The sequence below is a fragment of the Streptomyces sp. KL116D genome (genome assembly GCF_030766975.1).
In the GTDB taxonomy this organism is placed as follows: Bacteria; Actinomycetota; Actinomycetes; order Streptomycetales; family Streptomycetaceae; genus Streptomyces; species Streptomyces longispororuber_A.
Genome location: NZ_JASERH010000142.1, coordinates 188,858 through 205,760 on the forward strand (window position 1 = coordinate 188,858; position 16,903 = coordinate 205,760).

15 protein-coding genes are annotated in these 16,903 nt (G+C 73.5%); 6 read left to right on the plus strand and 9 right to left on the minus strand.

Going from position 1 to position 16,903, the window contains the following annotated elements:
• Positions 1 to 18: 18 nt before the first annotated feature.
• A complete protein-coding gene (locus tag RBJ77_RS55775; protein WP_372352001.1) occupies positions 19 to 921 on the plus strand; it encodes a serine hydrolase in 903 nt (300 codons plus the stop codon).
• Here the strand turns inward: RBJ77_RS55775 and mycP are convergent.
• On the minus strand, positions 908 to 2,071 hold the full coding sequence (gene mycP, locus RBJ77_RS55780) for a type VII secretion-associated serine protease mycosin (protein ID WP_372352002.1): 1,164 nt from the start codon (positions 2,069 to 2,071) through the stop codon (positions 908 to 910). The two genes, RBJ77_RS55775 and mycP, sit on opposite strands and share 14 nt — an antisense overlap.
• Positions 2,068 to 2,787 (minus strand): hypothetical protein, encoded by a 720-nt coding sequence (locus RBJ77_RS55785; protein WP_372352003.1) that lies wholly within the window; start codon positions 2,785 to 2,787, stop codon positions 2,068 to 2,070. The genes mycP and RBJ77_RS55785 overlap by 4 nt, the downstream gene beginning before the upstream one ends.
• 706 nt (positions 2,788 to 3,493) lie before the next feature.
• Between RBJ77_RS55785 and RBJ77_RS55790 the strand changes: the two genes are divergently transcribed.
• Positions 3,494 to 4,696 carry an amino acid deaminase/aldolase gene (locus tag RBJ77_RS55790; RefSeq protein ID WP_372352004.1) on the plus strand — a complete coding sequence of 401 codons (1,203 nt, stop codon included), beginning with the start codon at positions 3,494 to 3,496 and terminating at the stop codon, positions 4,694 to 4,696.
• Between the two features lie 22 nt (positions 4,697 to 4,718).
• Here the strand turns inward: RBJ77_RS55790 and RBJ77_RS55795 are convergent, their stop codons facing one another.
• From RBJ77_RS55795 to RBJ77_RS55815, 5 genes are read right to left on the minus strand one after another with little or no spacing between them, the layout of a single operon-like run.
• Positions 4,719 to 5,630 (minus strand): DUF2510 domain-containing protein, encoded by a 912-nt coding sequence (locus RBJ77_RS55795; RefSeq protein ID WP_372352005.1) that lies wholly within the window; start codon positions 5,628 to 5,630, stop codon positions 4,719 to 4,721.
• A gap of 28 nt (positions 5,631 to 5,658) precedes the next feature.
• Positions 5,659 to 6,939, minus strand: coding sequence for a haloacid dehalogenase-like hydrolase (locus RBJ77_RS55800; RefSeq protein WP_372352006.1), 1,281 nt, complete (start codon positions 6,937 to 6,939; stop codon positions 5,659 to 5,661).
• A 33-nt stretch (positions 6,940 to 6,972) separates the two neighbouring features.
• Positions 6,973 to 7,755, minus strand: coding sequence for a 3-oxoacyl-ACP reductase (locus RBJ77_RS55805; RefSeq protein WP_255982008.1), 783 nt, complete (start codon positions 7,753 to 7,755; stop codon positions 6,973 to 6,975).
• Between the two features lie 7 nt (positions 7,756 to 7,762).
• Positions 7,763 to 9,121 (minus strand): aldehyde dehydrogenase, encoded by a 1,359-nt coding sequence (locus RBJ77_RS55810; RefSeq protein ID WP_372352007.1) that lies wholly within the window; start codon positions 9,119 to 9,121, stop codon positions 7,763 to 7,765.
• 10 nt (positions 9,122 to 9,131) lie between these two features.
• Positions 9,132 to 10,502: a glutamine synthetase family protein gene (locus tag RBJ77_RS55815; RefSeq protein WP_372352008.1), complete on the minus strand. Its 1,371-nt coding sequence runs from the start codon at positions 10,500 to 10,502 to the stop codon at positions 9,132 to 9,134.
• Between the two features lie 88 nt (positions 10,503 to 10,590).
• Here RBJ77_RS55815 and RBJ77_RS55820 point away from each other — a divergent pair, with 88 nt between their 5' ends.
• The 3 genes from RBJ77_RS55820 (at position 10,591) to RBJ77_RS55830 (ending at position 13,626) form a co-directional block, all read left to right on the plus strand.
• Entirely contained in the window at positions 10,591 to 11,343 is a 753-nt protein-coding gene (locus tag RBJ77_RS55820; RefSeq protein WP_372352009.1) for a FadR/GntR family transcriptional regulator, read from the plus strand.
• Positions 11,344 to 11,455: 112 nt separating this feature from the next.
• Positions 11,456 to 12,898, plus strand: coding sequence for an ethanolamine permease (gene eat / locus RBJ77_RS55825; protein WP_372352010.1), 1,443 nt, complete (start codon positions 11,456 to 11,458; stop codon positions 12,896 to 12,898).
• Complete coding sequence (locus tag RBJ77_RS55830) at positions 12,895 to 13,626, plus strand: gamma-glutamyl-gamma-aminobutyrate hydrolase family protein (RefSeq protein WP_372352011.1); 732 nt, start codon at positions 12,895 to 12,897, stop codon at positions 13,624 to 13,626. The genes eat and RBJ77_RS55830 overlap by 4 nt, the downstream gene beginning before the upstream one ends.
• Here the strand turns inward: RBJ77_RS55830 and RBJ77_RS55835 are convergent.
• Together RBJ77_RS55835 and RBJ77_RS55840 are read right to left on the minus strand one after the other, a co-directional pair.
• Complete coding sequence (locus RBJ77_RS55835) at positions 13,580 to 14,569, minus strand: aminoglycoside phosphotransferase family protein (RefSeq protein WP_372352012.1); 990 nt, start codon at positions 14,567 to 14,569, stop codon at positions 13,580 to 13,582. The genes RBJ77_RS55830 and RBJ77_RS55835 overlap by 47 nt on opposite strands.
• Before the next feature lie 207 nt (positions 14,570 to 14,776).
• Entirely contained in the window at positions 14,777 to 15,721 is a 945-nt protein-coding gene (locus tag RBJ77_RS55840) for a LysR family transcriptional regulator (RefSeq protein WP_372352013.1), read from the minus strand.
• 70 nt (positions 15,722 to 15,791) lie between these two features.
• Between RBJ77_RS55840 and RBJ77_RS55845 the strand changes: the two genes are divergently transcribed.
• Positions 15,792 to 16,901 carry a TDT family transporter gene (locus RBJ77_RS55845; protein WP_372352014.1) on the plus strand — a complete coding sequence of 370 codons (1,110 nt, stop codon included), beginning with the start codon at positions 15,792 to 15,794 and terminating at the stop codon, positions 16,899 to 16,901.
• The last annotated feature ends 2 nt before the right edge of the window (positions 16,902 to 16,903 follow it).

Genomic DNA, 16,903 nt, shown 5'->3' on the forward strand with positions numbered 1-16,903 from the left:
GCGATCGACCATCGCGGCATGTCCCCTCGCTCCCCCCGTCGGCGCCGGGCGCCGCTGTGCGCGGCCGTCGCCGCCGCGGTGCTGGTCTCCGGCACCGCCGCCACTACGGTCTACGTCAAGGCGCAGGCGCACGACGCGACCGCGCTGGTGTCGCAGGTGGCCGCACCCTCCGAAGGGGGAACCCCGACCGTGGACCGGGACGCACAGCTCGCCGAGGCCGTGGCGGACGCCGTCGCCGGGCACGACGGCGAGGTCTCCGTGGCCGTGCTCGACGTGGCGGGCGGCGCGCGTGCCGCGTACGCGTCGGGCGACGGGACGTACGACACGGCGAGCATCGTCAAGGTCGACGTCCTGGCCGCGCTGCTGCTGCGGGCGCAGGACGAGGGGCGGGAGCTGACCGCGCGGGAGAAGGCGTACGCCACCACGATGATCGAGAACAGCGACAACGCGGCGACCACCGCGCTGTGGGACGTCATCGGGCGGGCGGCCGGGCTCGACGCCGCGAACCGGCGGCTCGGGCTGTCCGGCACGAGCGGCGGCGACGGGTCGCTGTGGGGGCTGACGCAGACCACGGCGCAGGATCAACTCACCCTGCTCCAGCAGGTGTTCGGGGTCGCGGACGACCCGGTGCTGAGCGCGGACTCGCGGGGTTACGTCCAGGGGCTGATGGCGAACGTCGAGTCCGACCAGACGTGGGGGGTCTCGGCGGCCGGGGACGGCGACGGGAGCGCGCTGAAGAACGGGTGGCTGCGGCGGAGCACCACCGGGCTGTGGGACATCAACAGCGTCGGGCGGGTGACCGTCGGCGGGACGGACTGTCTGGTGGCCGTGGTCTCGAACGGGAGCACCACCAAGGAAACCGGGATCGCTCTCGTGGAGGCGGTGGCCGCGGCCGCGGCGGCGGTGGTCAGCGGTTCCTGAGCCGGCGGTGGGTCCGCCACAGGTGGACGGCCGTACCGAGCAGCACCACTCCGAGCCCGCCCGCGACCGGGCCGACCCAGGCGGCCTGGCCGTCGTCGTCCGGGTCGTCGGGGCCCGGGCCGAAGTACGTCTCGCCGTACGCGGCCGGGGCCAGGCCCTGCGGCTTCAGCTTCTTCGCCGCGCCGATGGCGGCCGCCGGGTCGACCAGGCCGAAGCCCCGCGAGTCGTCGCGGCCGCCGGACGGCGGGTCCTGGGCGGTGTCCTCCATGAGCTTCTTGATCTGGGCGGGGCTCAGCCCGGGGTGTGCGGCGCGGACCAGCGCGACGGCGCCGGAGACGAACGCGGAGGCGGCGCTGGTGCCCCACGCCGAGTAGTACTTGCGGTCGGGGTCGGCGGTCACGATGTTCCGGCCGGGCGCCGCGACGGTGGCGTACCAGCGGCGGGTGGAGAACGAGGCGCGGGAGCCGGAGGCGTCGACGGCCGTGGCGGTGATGACGCCCGGGTAGGCGGCCGGGTAGGAGATGTGGTCGCCCTTCTCGCCGCCGTTGCCCGCGGAGGCGACGACGGAGACGCCCTTCTTCAGCGCGTACTGGACGGCCGCGTCCTCGCTCGCCTCGGGGTGGGCGGTCGCCGAGTCGTCACCGAGGGAGAGGTTGATGACGTCGGCGCCGTGGTCGGCGGCCCAGCGGATGCCGTCGGCGAGGGCGGTGCCGCGGGTCTCGCGGGCCTTCGCGCGGGACGGGTCGCCGTCCTCCAGGATCACGCGGACGGGCAGGATCGTGGCCTCGGGGGCGATGCCCATGACGCCGTCGCCGTGGCCCGCGCCGTGGCCGTGGCCCGCGATGATGCCCGCGATGGCGGTGCCGTGCCGGGCCCAGGGGCGGTCGCCGCGCTTCGCGCCGAAGCCGATGAGGTCCTTGCCCTCGGTGACGTTGCCCTTGAGGTCGGGGTGCTGGTCGTCGACGCCGGTGTCCAGGACCGCGACCGTGACGCCCTTGCCCTTGGTGGTGCGCCACGCCTGCTGGGTGTGCATCGCGGTCAGGCCCCACTGCTGGGCGCGGACCGTGTCGGCGTGGGCCGCGGTCGTGGGCAGCAGGGCGAGGACGGCGGTGGTGCCGAGGGCGGCGACGCGGTGGGCGGCGCGGGTCATGACGGCTGCTCCGTGGACTTCTGGACGGCCTTGCGCAGACCGCGCTCGATCCGGTCGGCGACGCCCTGGGCCTCGTGGCCGAGGCCCGCCTGGGCGGGGGCGGTGGTGGCGCCCGGCTTCATCGCCTCGGCGGCGGGCTCCGGGTCGGTGACGGTGCGGCCGTCGGCGAAGCCGGAGACCGCGTAGACGACGACCGGGGCGTCGGTCAGGACGTTCAGCGTCCAGGACGCGCGCTGGGCGTCGCCGAAGCCGGCGGCGACGGTGTCCTTCGCGGCGTAGGGGCGGGGCATGAGGTCGGTGCGGCGGTCGAGGCCCTGCTCGGTGAAGCGGGTGCGCAGCGCCTTGGTCGCCTCCAGATCGGCCTTGGTGAACATCAGGCCGACCGTGGTGACCTGGCTCTGGGTGGCGTCGGTGTACGTGGCGCGGAGCAGGCGCAGGCAGCCCGCCGGGCGCAGCGCCTTGTAGAGGAGCGGGTCGAAGGCGGTCTTGCAGCCGCTGTCCGGGGCGACGGCCACTCTGGTCCAGGTGCGGTCGGCTCCGCCGGGTCCGGCGCCCTCGCCCTTCAGGGTGGGCGGGAACAGCCGGTCGACCGGGATGCTGTGCCACAGTTCGCCGGCGTCGTGGTAGGCGGTCCGGGCGGAGACCGTGCCGCTGCCGCCGTCGCCGGTGAGGAGGGTGCCGGTGGCCGCGCCGCCGAGCAGGCCGAGACCGAGCACGAGGCAGGCTGCCGCCGCGGCCGCGCGGGGCCCTATGCGGGCGCCGACGGGGCGCAGGCGCGTGGTGCTGTCGTCGTAGTGCTCGGGGCGGGCGAACCGTACGAAGGGCCTGCCGGCGGATTCCGGGCGGGGGGTCAGGTCGACCGTGCCGATCGGGCGGCGGGGGGGTGCGGTTCGGGGGGCCGGGGGTATGGGGGGTGCCGGGGGGACGGGGCGTAGGCGGGTCGTCGTTTCGGTGAGGGGGGCCTCCGGCGGGAGGGGGTGGGCCTTCGTGTTGTGGGGCGTTGCGGGGGTGTGCGGCTGTGCGGGTGCGTTGTGGCTGGTCGCGCCGTTCCCCGCGCCCCTATGGGGCGTCTTCCCGCCGTGGGGCTGTGCCGGTGCGTCGTGGTTGCTCGCGCCCCTGGACGGTGTCTGTGGGGGTGGGGTGTCCGGGAAGCGGGCGGATGGGGGTGGTGGGGGTGGGGTGGGGGGCAAGGGTGGGGTGTCCGGGGGCAGTTGGGGCGGTGCCTCCGCCGGGCGCGGCGGGGTCGTCGGGCGTGGCGGGACACGTCGGGCTTCCGTGCTCATGCCTCCCCGTTTCCTCAGCCTGCGTGCGCGTCACTCTAACGGGCCCGGCCAGGTCAGGGGACAACCAGTCCGCAGGCTCGGCCGATCTGCCCGGATCGTCCCTCTACCCTGCGGTAATCGGGTCTGGCAGGCTTCGGCCATGACACCGCGCGCCGCCGACCGGGCCCGCTTCGACCGGGCCACCGCACACCTCGACGCCCCCGTGGCGATCGTCGATCTGGACGCCTTCGACGCCAACGCCGACGATCTCGTGCGACGGGCGGGCGGCAAGCCGATCCGGGTCGCCAGCAAGTCCGTGCGGTGCCGCACCCTCCTCGAACGGGTCCTGGCCCGCGAGGGCTTCGCCGGGATCATGTCGTTCACGCTGGCCGAGTCGATCTGGCTGGCGCGCTCCGGGTTCGACGACGTGCTGCTCGCTTATCCGTCGGCCGACCGGGCCTCCTTCGCCGAGCTGGCCCACGACCCGAAGCTGGCCGCCGCGGTGACCGTGATGGTCGACGATCCGGCGCAGCTGCGGCTCATCGACGACGCCCGCGACGGCGGGAGCGAGGAGATCCGGGTCTGTCTGGAGCTCGACACGTCGTGGCAGGTGCTGGGCGGGAAGGTCAGGATCGGGGCGCTGCGCTCGCCGCTGCGCACGCCGTCCCAACTGGCCGAGCTGGCGCGGACGGTGGGTGAGCGCCCCGGGTTCCGGCTCGTGGGGATCATGGCGTACGAGGGGCACGTGGCGGGTGTCGGCGACTCGGTCGCCGGGCGGCCGCTGCGGTCGCGGGCGGTCCGGCTGATGCAGGCCGCGGCCCGCAAGGAGCTGGCGGTGCGCCGCGCCGAGGTGGTGCGGGCCGTGCGGGCGGTCGCCCCGGACCTGGAGTTCGTGAACGGCGGCGGCACGGGCAGCGTGCAGCACACCGCGGCGGAGGACGCCGTGACCGAGATCGCCGCCGGGTCGGGCCTGTACGTGCCGCGGCTCTTCGACAACTACACGTCGTTCAGCGGGCGTCCGGCCGCGCTGTTCGCGCAGCCCGTGGTGCGCCGGCCCGGGGTGGGCGTGGTGACCGTGCTGGGCGGCGGGTATCCGGCGTCGGGTGCCGCGGGTGCCGACCGGCTGCCGGTGCCGTACCTGCCGGAGGGGCTGCGCTACGACCCGCAGGAGGGTCCCGGTGAGGTGCAGACGCCGCTGCTGGGGGCGCCCGCCGACGATCTGCTGATCGGCGACAAGGTGTGGTTCCGGCACGCCAAGGCCGGTGAGCTGTGCGAGCGGTTCGAGGTGCTGCACCTGGTGCGGGGCGACGCGGTGACCGAGACGGTGCCCACGTACCGCGGCGAGGGCTACACGTTCCTGTAGGCGGCCGGTCGTCCCGGTCGTCTCAGTCGTCCGGGCCGACGCTGCTGCCCACTCCCCCGCCGCCCGCGCCGCCCAGCGGCCTGATGCCCTTGACGATCCGGTCGAGGTCGGCGAGCGGGGGCGCCTCGGGGCTCGCGTCGAGGGTGCAGCGCACGGCCACCAGGGCCTGGGAGCCGACGCTGGAGGGGAACACCACCGACTGGACGTAGCCGCCTGGCCCCTTGGCGGTCGTCACCTTCCAGCGCACGAGGTAGCCCGCGCGCCCGGCGACCGCCAGCTGTCGGGCGGCGACGACCTTGTGCGACTTCATCCCGCCGAAGGGCCGCTGCCCCACGGCGTTCGTGTCGTACGCGAGGTCGGCGGCGTCGGCGACGTCCTTCGCGGCGAGGTCCGCCAGGTCCTTCTCGTCCGTGCCGGTCACGGTGCTCGTGGCGACGGTGCCGCGGCGGCACACGCCGTCGTCGAACGGGCAGGTGTAGGTGAGCGGCGTGGTGATGAGGACGTCGTGGTCGGCGACGTACTTGGCCTTCTCCCAGCCGTCGAGCACGGGCAGCGTGATCCCGTTGAGCTGGTCCGTGGCGCGGGAGGCGTCCTCCGTGGGGGACGGTGCCGCGCTGCTCGTCGGGGGCTGCGTGGGCGGCCCGGACGTCTCGGGTGCGGCGGTCGTGGTCGCGGTGCGTGCCTCGGGCTCGTCGGAGCCGTCGTTCACGACGAGGACGACGCCCGTGACGATCGCCGCGACGAGCGCGACCCCCGCCGCGGCCAGGGCCAGGACCTTGCCGCGGCCCCCGCCCGACGGCTGCGGCGCCATCGGGACCGGGGTCTGCGGCTGCCTGCGGTGCTGGGTCCACGCGGCCCCGTCCCACCAGCGTTCGGTGGACGGGGCCTTCGGGTCCGGGTACCAGCCGGGCGGGGGCGACGCGGGACTGCTCATCCGGGCACTGTAGGCCGCGCCCGGAAGATCAGTACACCGAGTCCATCTGATCGGGCACGACCGAGCCGTCGTCGCGCAGCAACGGCCCGAAACCGCCCTCCGGCTTGTTGTAGGAGGCCGTCGAGCACGGGTACGTGCCGGTCTTCCGCGGCAGCGGCTCGATGAACATGGGGTTGGCGACCCAGCGTCCGTCGGCGTTGTCGTAGGCCCGGCACATGATCTCGTTCTTGTTCCGGTTGAGGACGAGGTGCGCGCCGGTGGCGTCGCCGACGAAGGTCACGTCGGTGTCGGCGTCCCCGCCGCCGAGCGCGATCCTCTTGCCCCAGCGCTGCTCGTCCCAGGCCGACTTGCCCTTGACCTTGTAGATGTCCTGGTTGATCCAGCAGCGCTTGCCGTCGATGTACGGGATGGCTTCGCCCTGGGTGCGGCCGACGCCGCCGCAGCCTTCGTTGTAGGTGGTGATCCGGCCCTTGGAGTCGAGCACGGAGCGGATCGCGACGGTGTGTTCGCGGTCGATGCCGACGCCCTTCGACCAGACCTCGGTCACGGGCTCGGAGCCCGCCGACACGATGTAGACGTCGAAGCCGGCCTTCTGGAGCGTGCGGATCAGGTCGCGCTGCTGCTCGTAGTAGCGGACGTAGCCGGGGATGGTGTGGGTGCCGAGCTGCTGGGTGGCGCCGACGGGGGCGGCGAGGGCCTCGGACCTGGCGGCGGCCGCGTACGACTCCAGCTCGGGGACGGTGTGCCCGGCGAACAGCTGCGGGACCCAGGCGTACTGCGGCACGGTGCGCCGGTGGTTCCAGTCGCCCGCGAAGGCGGCGGCGCCGCTCATGGTCTTCCCGGACTCGCGGATGTTGAAGATCTCGTCCGTGCAGTCGGTGTCCGTGGAGGTGGGCAGCGGGGCGCCGACGGGGACGTCGGTGCCGCAGGCCGTGGTGAGCGCCTTGGCGGCGTCGTCGGTCATCCACTTGCTGGACTTCTGCCAGCTCGCGGGGCGCAGGATCTTGTCGTGCTTGAGCGCCCAGGCGATGGTGGCGTCGGTGACGTCGTTCTTGGAGACGGTGTTGTCCCAGTCGAAGGCGGCGACGGGGCGCGGACCGTGCCGGCCGTGGCAGGTGCCCCGCTCGTCGATCATGCGCTGGAGTTTCGCCCGGTTCTCGCCGTACCACGGCAGCTTCTTCGACAGCTGCGGGCAGGATCGGTCGGCGGTGGGCGCGGACGTGGCGGCGGCCGCAGGAGAGACGAGAGCCGTGGCCACCAGGGCGGTGACCACGGCCGAAGTCCACGCGGCAACATTTCTGTTACGCATGCCTGGGGACCGTACACCTATCTGACGGGTCCCCTACAGAGGCGTGACGTACGCGCCCGAAATCCCGCCGTCCACAAGGAAGTCGGTGGCGTTCACGAACGCGGCGTCGTCGCTGGCGAGGAACGCGACGGCGGCCGCGATCTCGTCCGCCTCGGCGAACCGGCCGACCGGAATGTGCACGAGGCGGCGCGCCGCCCGCTCCGGGTCCTTGGCGAACAGCTCCTGCAGGAGCGGGGTGTTGACCGGTCCCGGGCACAGGGCGTTCACGCGGATGCCCTCGCGGGCGAACTGCACGCCCAGTTCGCGGGACATGGCGAGGACGCCGCCCTTGGAGGCGGTGTACGAGATCTGGGAGGTGGCCGCGCCCATCCGCGCCACGAAGGACGCCGTGTTGATGATGGAGCCCCTCCCCTGCTCGCGCATGTACGGGATGGCGGCCTTGCAACACAGGTACACGGAGGTGAGGTTGACCTCCTGGACCCGCTTCCACGCCTCCAGGCCCGTGTCGAGGATCGAGTCGTCGTCCGGGGGCGAGATGCCCGCGTTGTTGAAGGCGATGTCGACCGAGCCGTACGTGTCGTACGCCGCCTTGAACAGGGCCTCGACCTGCTCGGCGTCGGTGACGTCGACCTGGACGAAGGTGCCGCCGACCTCCTCGGCCGCCTTCTTGCCCGCGGTCGCGTCGATGTCGCCGCAGACCACGTGCGCGCCCTCGGAGGCGAGGCGGCGCGCGGTGGCCAGGCCGATGCCGCTGCCGGCGCCGGTGATGACGGCGGTGCGGCCGACGAGGCGGCGGCAGATGATCTCTTCGGTCATAGGGCTCTCATGCCTCCGTGCTGATGAAGACGTTCTTGGTTTCGGTGAAGGCGGTCAGGGCGTCGGGGCCCAGTTCGCGGCCGAGGCCGGACTGCTGGTAGCCGCCGAACGGGGTCCAGTAGCGCACGCTGGAGTGCGAGTTGACGGAGAGGTTCCCGGCGCGGACGGCGCCGGAGACGCGCAGCGCGCGGCCCACGTCGCGGGTCCAGATGGAGCCGGCGAGGCCGTAGGAGGTGTCGTTGGCGAGGCGGACGGCGTCCTGTTCGTCGGTGAAGGGGAGCAGGACGGCGACCGGGCCGAAGATCTCCTCGCGTGCGGCGGGCGCGTCGGGCGCCTCGCCGGTGAGCACGGTCGGCGGGAACCAGAATCCGGGTCCGGTGGGGGCGCTGCCGCGGATCGCCGGGGCATCGTCGGGCACGAACTGCCGTACGCGGTCCAGCTGGCGGCGCGAGATGAGCGGGCCCATCCCGGTCTTCTCGTCGGCCGGGTCGCCCACGACTACGGCCCGGACGGCGTCCGCGAGCAGCTCGGTGTACTCCTCGTACACCGATTCCTGGACGAGGATGCGGGTGCGGGCGCAGCAGTCCTGGCCGGAGTTGTCGAGGAACGCGAACGGGTCGGCGGCGGCCCGCAGATCGGCGTCGGCGAAGACGATGTTGGGGCTCTTGCCGCCGAGTTCGAGGGTCACGCGCTTCACGCGGTCGGCGCACTTGGCCATGATCGACCGGCCGACCGGGGTGGAGCCGGTGAAGACGATCTTCGCTACGTCCGGGTGCTCGACGAGGGCGTCGCCGGCGACCGGGCCCTCGCCGGGCAGGACCTGGAAGAGGCCCTCGGGCAGGCCGGCCTCCAGGGCCAGTTCGGCGAGCCTGAGCGCGGTGAGGGGGCTCGTCTCGGCGGGCTTGAGCAGCACCGCGTTGCCCGCCGCGAGGGCGGGGGCGGTGCCCCAGGCCGCGATGGGCATCGGGAAGTTCCAGGGGGCGATGACGCCGACGACGCCGAGCGGTTCGAGGATCGTGATGTCGAGGCCGCCCGGCACCGGGATCTGCCGGCCGTTCAGCCGCTCGACGCCACCGGCCGCGTAGTCGAGGAGGTCGCGGACGTTGCCCGCCTCCCAGCGGGCGTTGCCGATGAGGTGGCCGGCCTCGCGGACCTCCAACCGGGCGAGTTCTTCGAGGTGTTCGTCGACCGTGGTCGCGAAGCGGCGCAGGAGGCGGGCGCGGTCGGCGGGGGCCGTGGCGGCCCAGCCGGTCTGTGCGGTGCGGGCCCGGGCGACGGCGGCGTCGACGTCCGCGCGGGTGGTGGCCGGGACGGTCGCGACGACCTCCTCGGTCGCCGGGTTCAGTACGTGGAGCAGCTCACTCAACGGGCGATCCTCACATGCGTTCGAAGGAGCGGCGCAGCTCCCAGTCGGTCACCGCGGCGTCGAACGCGTCGAGCTCGACCCGCGCCATGTTGCGGTAGTGGGCGACGACCTCGTCCCCGAAGGCGGCCTTGGCGATGGGGCTGTTCTCCCAGAGCTCGGCGGCCTCGCGGAGGGTGGTGGGGACGTGCTCGTACTCGGCGGTGTAGGCGTTCCCCGGACAGGCGTCGGGGAGTTCGAGCTTCTGCTCGACGCCGTACAGGCCGGCCGCGACGAGTCCGGCGACGGCGAGGTGCGGGTTGACGTCGCCGCCGGGCAGCCGGTTCTCGAAGCGCAGGGAGCGGCCGTGGCCGACGACGCGGAGCGAGCAGGTGCGGTTGTCGTGGCCCCAGGCGACGGCGGTCGGGGCGAAGGAGCCCGGCTGGAACCGCTTGTAGGAGTTGATGTTCGGGGCGTAGAGGAGGGAGAAGTCGCGCAGGGCGGCGAGCTGGCCGGCGAGGAAGTGGCGCATGAGGTCGGTCATGCCGCCGTGGCCCCTCGCGGGCGCCGCCATGGCGTTGCGGCCGTCGGCGTCGGCGAGCGACAGGTGGATGTGGCAGGAGTTGCCCTCGCGCTCGTTGTACTTCGCCATGAAGGTGAGCGAGACACCCTCCTGCGCGGCGATCTCCTTGGCGCCCGTCTTGTAGATGGCGTGCTGGTCGCAGGTGACGAGGGCCTCGTCGTAGCGGAACGCGATCTCGTGCTGGCCCGGGTTGCACTCGCCCTTGGCGGACTCGACGGTGAGGCCGGCGGTCGCCATCTCGTTGCGGATCCGGCGCAGCAGCGGCTCGATGCGGCCGGTGCCGAGGACGGAGTAGTCGACGTTGTACTGGTTCACCGGGGTGAGTCCGCGGTAGTTCGCGTCCCACGCCTGCTCGAAGGTGTCCTTGAAGACGATGAACTCCAGCTCGGTGCCGACCTGGGCGGTGAGTCCGAGCTCGGCGAGGCGCTCCAGCTGGCGGCGCAGGATCTGCCGGGGCGCGGCGACGACGGGCGAGCCGTCCTCCCAGGCGAGGTCGGCGATCAGCATGGCCGTGCCCTCGTTCCAGGGGACGCGGCGCAGCGTGGTGAGGTCGGGGCGCATGGCGAAGTCGCCGTAGCCGCGGTCCCAGGAGGACATCGCGTAGCCGTCGACCGTGTTCATGTCGGTGTCGACCGCGAGGAGGTAGTTGCAGCCCTCGGTGCCGTGCTCCAGGACCTCGTCGAGGAAGAACCGGGCGGCGAACCGCTTGCCCTGGAGCCGCCCTTGCATATCCGGGAAGGCCAGGACGACAGTGTCGATCTCGCCGCTCGCGACGAGGGCGTGCAGCTCCTCGACGGCGAGCGGGGGTGTGCGGTCTGCCACGGGAAAAGCCTCCTTGGGGATGCTTCTGGTCGGCCGATAGCCATAAGGTATTGCTCAGAACCATTGCTTGGGAAGGGGGTCGGACCTCATGTCGCACGGGGAACCCGTGAAGGACGCCGGGCGCGCGGGCGCCGACGGCGGTCTCGCGACGGTGCTGCGTCCGGTGCGGGCGGGCAACGGCTTCGAGGAGGCGCTCGAACAGGTCCTCCAGGTCGTCCGGCTCGGCCTGGTGCCGGGCGGCGAACGGCTGCCGTCGGAGCGGGAGTTGGCCGACCGGCTCGGGATCAGCCGGGTGACGCTGCGGGAGGTCCTGAAGGTGTTGCAGGACCAGGGGCTCGTCGAGTCGCGGCGCGGGCGGTACGGCGGCACGTTCGTGCTGCCGCGCCCGGAGGCGGCCGGCGAGGACGAGCTGCGGCGGCGCATCCGGGGCGTGGACGTGGAGGACGTGCTGCGCTTCCGCGAGGTCCTGGAGGTGGGGGCGGCCGGGCTCTGCGCGGCGCACGGGCTCGACGACGAGCGGGCCGGCCGGCTGCGCGCGGCGCTCGCCGACACGCACGACGCCCCGCTCGCGGACTACCGCCGCCGGGACACCCTGCTCCACCTCACCCTCGCCGAACTGTGCGGCTCCCCCTCCCTCGCCGCCCAGTACGCGGCGGTCCGCGCGACGGTGAACGACCTCCTGGACTGCATCCCGCTGTTGGTACGGAACCTGGAGCATTCGCAGCGCCAGCACACCGCCCTGGTGGAGGCGGTGCTCGACGGGGACGCGGACGGGGCGCGGGAGATGACGCGCGAGCACTGCGCGGGCACGGCCGCCCTGCTGCGCGGCTTCCTGACATGAGGCGAGGCTTAACACCCGGGTAACGCACGGGGCTTGCTTTGTGCGCGCGCTCCCCGCAAAGGTATGGATCCATTCCATTGCACGTCCGATCCGGACCGGGGAGCAGTCGCGCATGACCGTGGACACCCAGAAATCCCTTCCCGTGGAGGGCGACGACTATCTGGAGCGCAGGACACTGCGCCGGGGCAGCGCGGGCTGGCTGCTGCTGACCGGGCTCGGCGTCGCGTACGTCGTCTCCGGTGACTACTCGGGCTGGAACTTCGGCCTCGCGGAAGGCGGTTTCGGCGGGCTGGCCATCGCGATGGCCCTGATGGGCGTGATGTACGCCTGCATGGTGTTCTCGCTCGCCGAGCTCTCGTCGGTGCTGCCGACGGCGGGCGGCGGCTACGGGTTCGCGCGCCGGGCGCTCGGGCCGTGGGGCGGGTTCCTCACGGGCACGGCGATCCTCATCGAGTACGTCCTCGCGCCCGCCGCCATCTCCATCTTCATCGGGGACTACGTCGAGTCCCTCGGCCTCTTCGGTCTGACGTCGGGCTGGCCGGTGTACCTGGCCTGCTTCGTCGTCTTCATCGGCATCCACCTGTGGGGCGTCGGCGAGGCGCTGCGGTTCAGCTTCGTGGTGACCGGGATCGCGGTGGCGGCGCTGCTGGTGTTCGCGGCGGCGGCGTTCACGGACTTCGACGCGTCCCGGCTGAACGACATCGCGGTGGACGGCTCCGCGTTCGGCGCCAACTCCTGGCTGCCGATGGGCGTGCTGGGGATCTGGGCGGCGTTCCCGTTCGGGATGTGGTTCTTCCTGGGCGTGGAGGGGGTGCCGCTGGCGGCCGAGGAGACGAAGGACCCGGCGCGTACGCTGCCGCGGGCGATCCGCTGGTCCATGGCGATCCTGGTGGTCCTCGCCCTGCTGACGTTCTTCGCGTCGGCGGGAGCGCGGGGGTCGGCCGCGCTCCAGGAGGCGGGCAACCCGCTGGTGGCGGCGCTGCAGCCGGGCGGCGAGGCGACGGCGTGGAGCCGCATCGTGAACTACGCGGGCCTGGCCGGCCTGGTGGCGTCCTTCTTCTCCCTCATCTACGCGGGCTCGCGGCAGCTGTTCGCGCTGTCCCGGGCCGGGTACCTGCCCCGGTTCCTGTCGCTGACGAGCCGCCGCAAGGCGCCTTACCTCGGGCTGCTCGTACCGGGTGCGATCGGCTTCGCGCTGGCCGCCGCGACGGGGGACGGTGCCCGCATGCTGAACGTCGCGGTGTTCGGCGCGACGATCTCGTACGCTCTGATGTCCTTGTCGCACATCGTGCTGCGGCGCCGGGAACCGGGGCTCGCGCGGCCGTACCGTACGCCGGGCGGTGTGCTCACGTCCTCGGTGGCGCTGGTCCTCGCGTGTGCGGCGCTCGTGGCGACCTTCCTGGTCGACGTGACGGCGGCGCTCATCGCGCTCGGCGTGTACGCGGTCGCCGTCGGGTACTTCGGCGCGTACAGCCGCAAGCGGCTGGTGGCACGGGCGCCGGAGGAGGAGTTCGCCGCGCTCGCCGCGGCGGAGGCGGAGCTGGCACGGGAATGAGTACGAGCGAGGTTGGGGAGCACGGCACCATGGTGAGCAGGCCGCTGATCGGCATCAGCACCTACCTGGAGAAGAACGCCCGCTGGGGCGTGTGGGAGCTGCCCGCGGCGCTGCTGCCCGTGGGGTACCCGCAGCTCGTGCAGGCGTCGGGCGGGCTCGCCGCGATGGTGCCGCCGGACGACCCGAAGCACGCGCCGTCGGTGGTGGCGCGGCTCGACGGGGTCATCGTCGCGGGCGGCCCCGACGTCTCCCCCGACCAGTATGGTGCCGAGCGCGACCCGCGGACGGGGCCGCCGGCCGCCGAGCGGGACACCTGGGAACTCGCCCTGATCCGGGCCGCGTTGACGTCGGGCACGCCACTGCTCGGGATCTGCCGCGGCATGCAGCTGCTCAACGTCGCGCTGGGCGGGACCCTGACGCAGCACGTCGAGGGCCACGTGAAGGAGACCGGGGTGTTCGGGCGGCACACGGTCACGTCGGTGCCCGGGACCCGGTTCGGGGACCTGGTCCCGGAGCCGTCCGACGTGCCGACCTATCACCATCAGGCGGTCGACCGGCTCGGCCGGGGCCTGGTCGCCTCGGCGCACGCGGACGACGGCACCGTCGAGGCGGTCGAACTCCCCGGCATGTCCTGGGTGATGGGCGTCCAGTGGCACCCCGAGATGGGCGACGACGCCCGGGTCACCGAAGGCCTGGTACGAGCGGCTTCGACGCCCCACGGTTTCTGAGGCGCTGCCGCAGCCAGCCGACGGCGGCCTCGCCCTGCGCCCGCTGGAACGCCCGCAGCGTCGGCAGGCCCGGCGGGGCGGGGCGCGCGGCGTGCGCCAGGAAGTACCCGGCCAGTCCGGCGAGGCACCGGGTGACGCCGTCCGGGTCGGCCGCCCGGCCCAACGGGTGCTCGGTGAACAGGGCTTCGGGGTCGGGGCCGCCCTGGGCGCGGACGCACGGCAGCATCACGAGCAGGTCGAACCAGGGGGCGGCGCGCACGGCGTGCGGCCAGTCGACGAAGACGACGCGCTCCGGGGTGAGCAGCATGTTGTCGGCGCGCAGGTCGGCGTGGGCGAGGGTGTCGCCGGTGGCGAACTCGGCCCAGGGCGCGGCCAGTTCGGCGAGGGCCGGGGCGTTGCGGGCGGTCCATGGGTCGAGGCCCGCGCCGTCGACCCGGCCCCGGTCGACGAGCCGGCGCCAGCCGTCGAAGTTCCCGCCGAGGGCGTCGGCGACGCGGGGGGCGGCGAGCGGGGCGGGGGTGAGCCTGCGCGACAGCGCACCGACCGCGTCCAGAACCCGCCTCAACTCCTCTCCGTCCCACGGCACTTGGGGCTGACTCCCCTCGACGTCCTCGAAGACGAGGGCGACCCAGGTGCCGTCGTCGTGCGTGGCGAGGAGGCGAGGGGCGGGGACGTCGGGCGGGAGCGCCGCGGCGTTCTTCGCCTCGGCCCGGTGCAGGGCGGGACTGTGCGGGTTCGACTCCGCGCTGACGGCTTTGACGAAGGCGCGGCGGGCGTCCGTGAGGGTGACGCGGGCCGCTACGCCTGGGGAGAATCCGCCGGATTGTGTCTCGGCGTGCGCCACGGGGGCGCCCAGCTTTTCGGCGAGGGCCTGTTTCACGGGGGCCGGGAGGGCGGACCATGGGGTGCGGACGCCGGTCGCGGGTGGGGCTGCCTCGGTCATGGGGTGAGCTTGGGGGACGGGCGGGGTGGGGCGCTACCGGTTTTGGGGTGGGTGGGTGGGTCATCGCGGGTGCGGGTGGGTGGGGGTTCTCGCGCAGTTCCCCGCGCCCCTCAAAAGCCGCCCCCTGGGCGAGGACGTGAGGCACACATCGCGCGTGCCGGTGCGCGGGGGTTCTCGCGCAGTTCCCCGTGCCCCGAGAAGTCGGGGTCAGCCTGTGCGGGTCAGGGTCAGGAGGTCTCTGGCCGGGCCCACCGGGGGGTGGCCCGTGGGCCAGACCGCTCGTAGGGCTCGGGTCAGGTGGGCACCGTCCAGGGGGATGCGGACCAGGCGGCGGGCCGAGAGTTCCTCGCCCACGGCGAGCTCGCTGAGGACTGAGGGGCCCGCCCCGCTGACCGCGGCCGCCTTCACCGCCGTCGTCGAGGACAGCTCGATGAGCGGGCGGGCCAGGCCGCCGAGCGCCGCGTCGAGGACCTGACGGGTGCCGGAACCCTTCTCGCGGAGGATGAGCGGGGTCGCGGCCAGCTCCGCCGCGGCGAGCGGCTTGCGGCGGCGGGACCACGGGTGGCCGGGCGCCGTCACCACGATCAGCCGGTCGTGCGCGATGACCGTGGAGTCGAGACCGGGCGCGACCGACACCCCTTCCACGAAGCCGAGATCCGCCTCGCCGGAGAGCAGTTGCTCCGCGACCGACGTGGAGTTGCCCGCGAGCAGCGACACCGCCGTGTCGGGCCGCGCCGCCCGCAGCGCGATGAGCCAGCGCGGCAGCAGGTACTCGGCGATCGTCATGCTCGCCGCGACCCGCAGCCGCGAGTCCCGCCGGTCGCGCAGCGCCTGCGCCCCCGCGTCGAACTCCTCCGCCGCCTCCACGACCCGCCGCGCCCAGTCCGTGACGAGCGCACCGGTGTCGGTGAGCCGGGAGCCGCGCGGCGACCGGTCGACCAGGGCCAGGCCGAGCTGACGTTCCATGGAGCGGATGCGGCTGCTGGCCGCCGGCTGGGTGATGCCCAGTTCGCGCGCGGCCGCGCCGAGGCTGCCGAGCCGGGCGACGGCCAGCAGCAGTTCCAGCGCACCGAGGTCGGGCACGCGGTGCGCGAGCGCCCCTGGCGGCGACGGGTTCGTGGGGTCCGTGCTCGGCGTGCGCTCCCTGCTCATAAGGCCAGTTTATGTCCCCATAATGGGAACGTCCCTGGTGGGGGGCGTGCTCCCGGGCGACTGTGGAGTCATGGTCACCGTTGCCCACTCCCCCGCCCGCGCCGTCGGCGTCCGCGCCGCCGCCGTCCGCCACCTCGGCCCGAACTGGTACGCCGCCGTCATGGGCACGGCGATCGTCGCGAACGCGGGGGCGACCCTGCCGGTGCGGTTCACGGGCCTGCGCACGGTCTGCACCGCGGTGTGGGCCCTGTCCTTCGTCATGCTGGTGGCGCTGCTCGTGGCCCGCGCCCTGCACTGGACGCACCACCGGGACCAGGCGCGGACGCATCTGCTCGACCCGGCCGTGGCCCCGTTCTACGGCTGTCTGTCGATGGCGCTGCTGGCCGTGGGCGCCGGCACGCTGCTGCTCGGGCAGGACTGGATCGGACCCGACGCCGCCGTCGCCGTCGACGTCGTGCTGTTCGTGGCCGGGACGGTGATCGGGCTCGTGGCCGCCGTCGCGATCCCGTACCTGATGGTCGTACGGCACCGGATCGAGCCGGGCCAGGCGTCGCCGGTGTGGCTGCTGCCCGTCGTCGCGCCCATGGTGTCCGCCGCGGTGGGCCCGCTGCTCGTCCCGCACCTGCCCGCCGGACAGTGGCAGCAGACGCTGCTGCTGGCCTGCTACGCGATGTTCGGGCTGAGTCTGCTGGCGACCCTGGTCATACTGCCGGTGATCTTCGCGCGGCTGGTCACCGCGGGGCCGCTGCCCCTGGTGCTCACCCCGACCCTCTTCCTCGTCCTCGGGCCGCTGGGCCAGTCGACGACCGCCGCCAACAAGTTCGCCGACGTCGCGGGCGGCGTGCTGCCCGCCTCGTACGCGCACGGCTTCACGGCGTTCGCCGTCCTCTACGGCGTGCCGGTGATGGGGTTCGCCCTGATGTGGCTGGCGCTGGCCGTCGCGATGGTGGTGCGGGCCCGCCGCGCGGGGATGGGGTTCGCGATGACCTGGTGGGCGTTCACCTTCCCCGTCGGCACCTGTGTCACCGGCGCGGAGGGCCTTGGCAAGCACACCGGTCTCGCCGCGTTCGACGCGCTCGCGATCGGGCTCTACGTGCTGCTGTTCGCGGCCTGGGCGGTCGCCTCGGTGCAGACGGCCCGCGGCCTGCTCAACGGTCGGCTGCTCGCCGCGCCGAAGTAGAC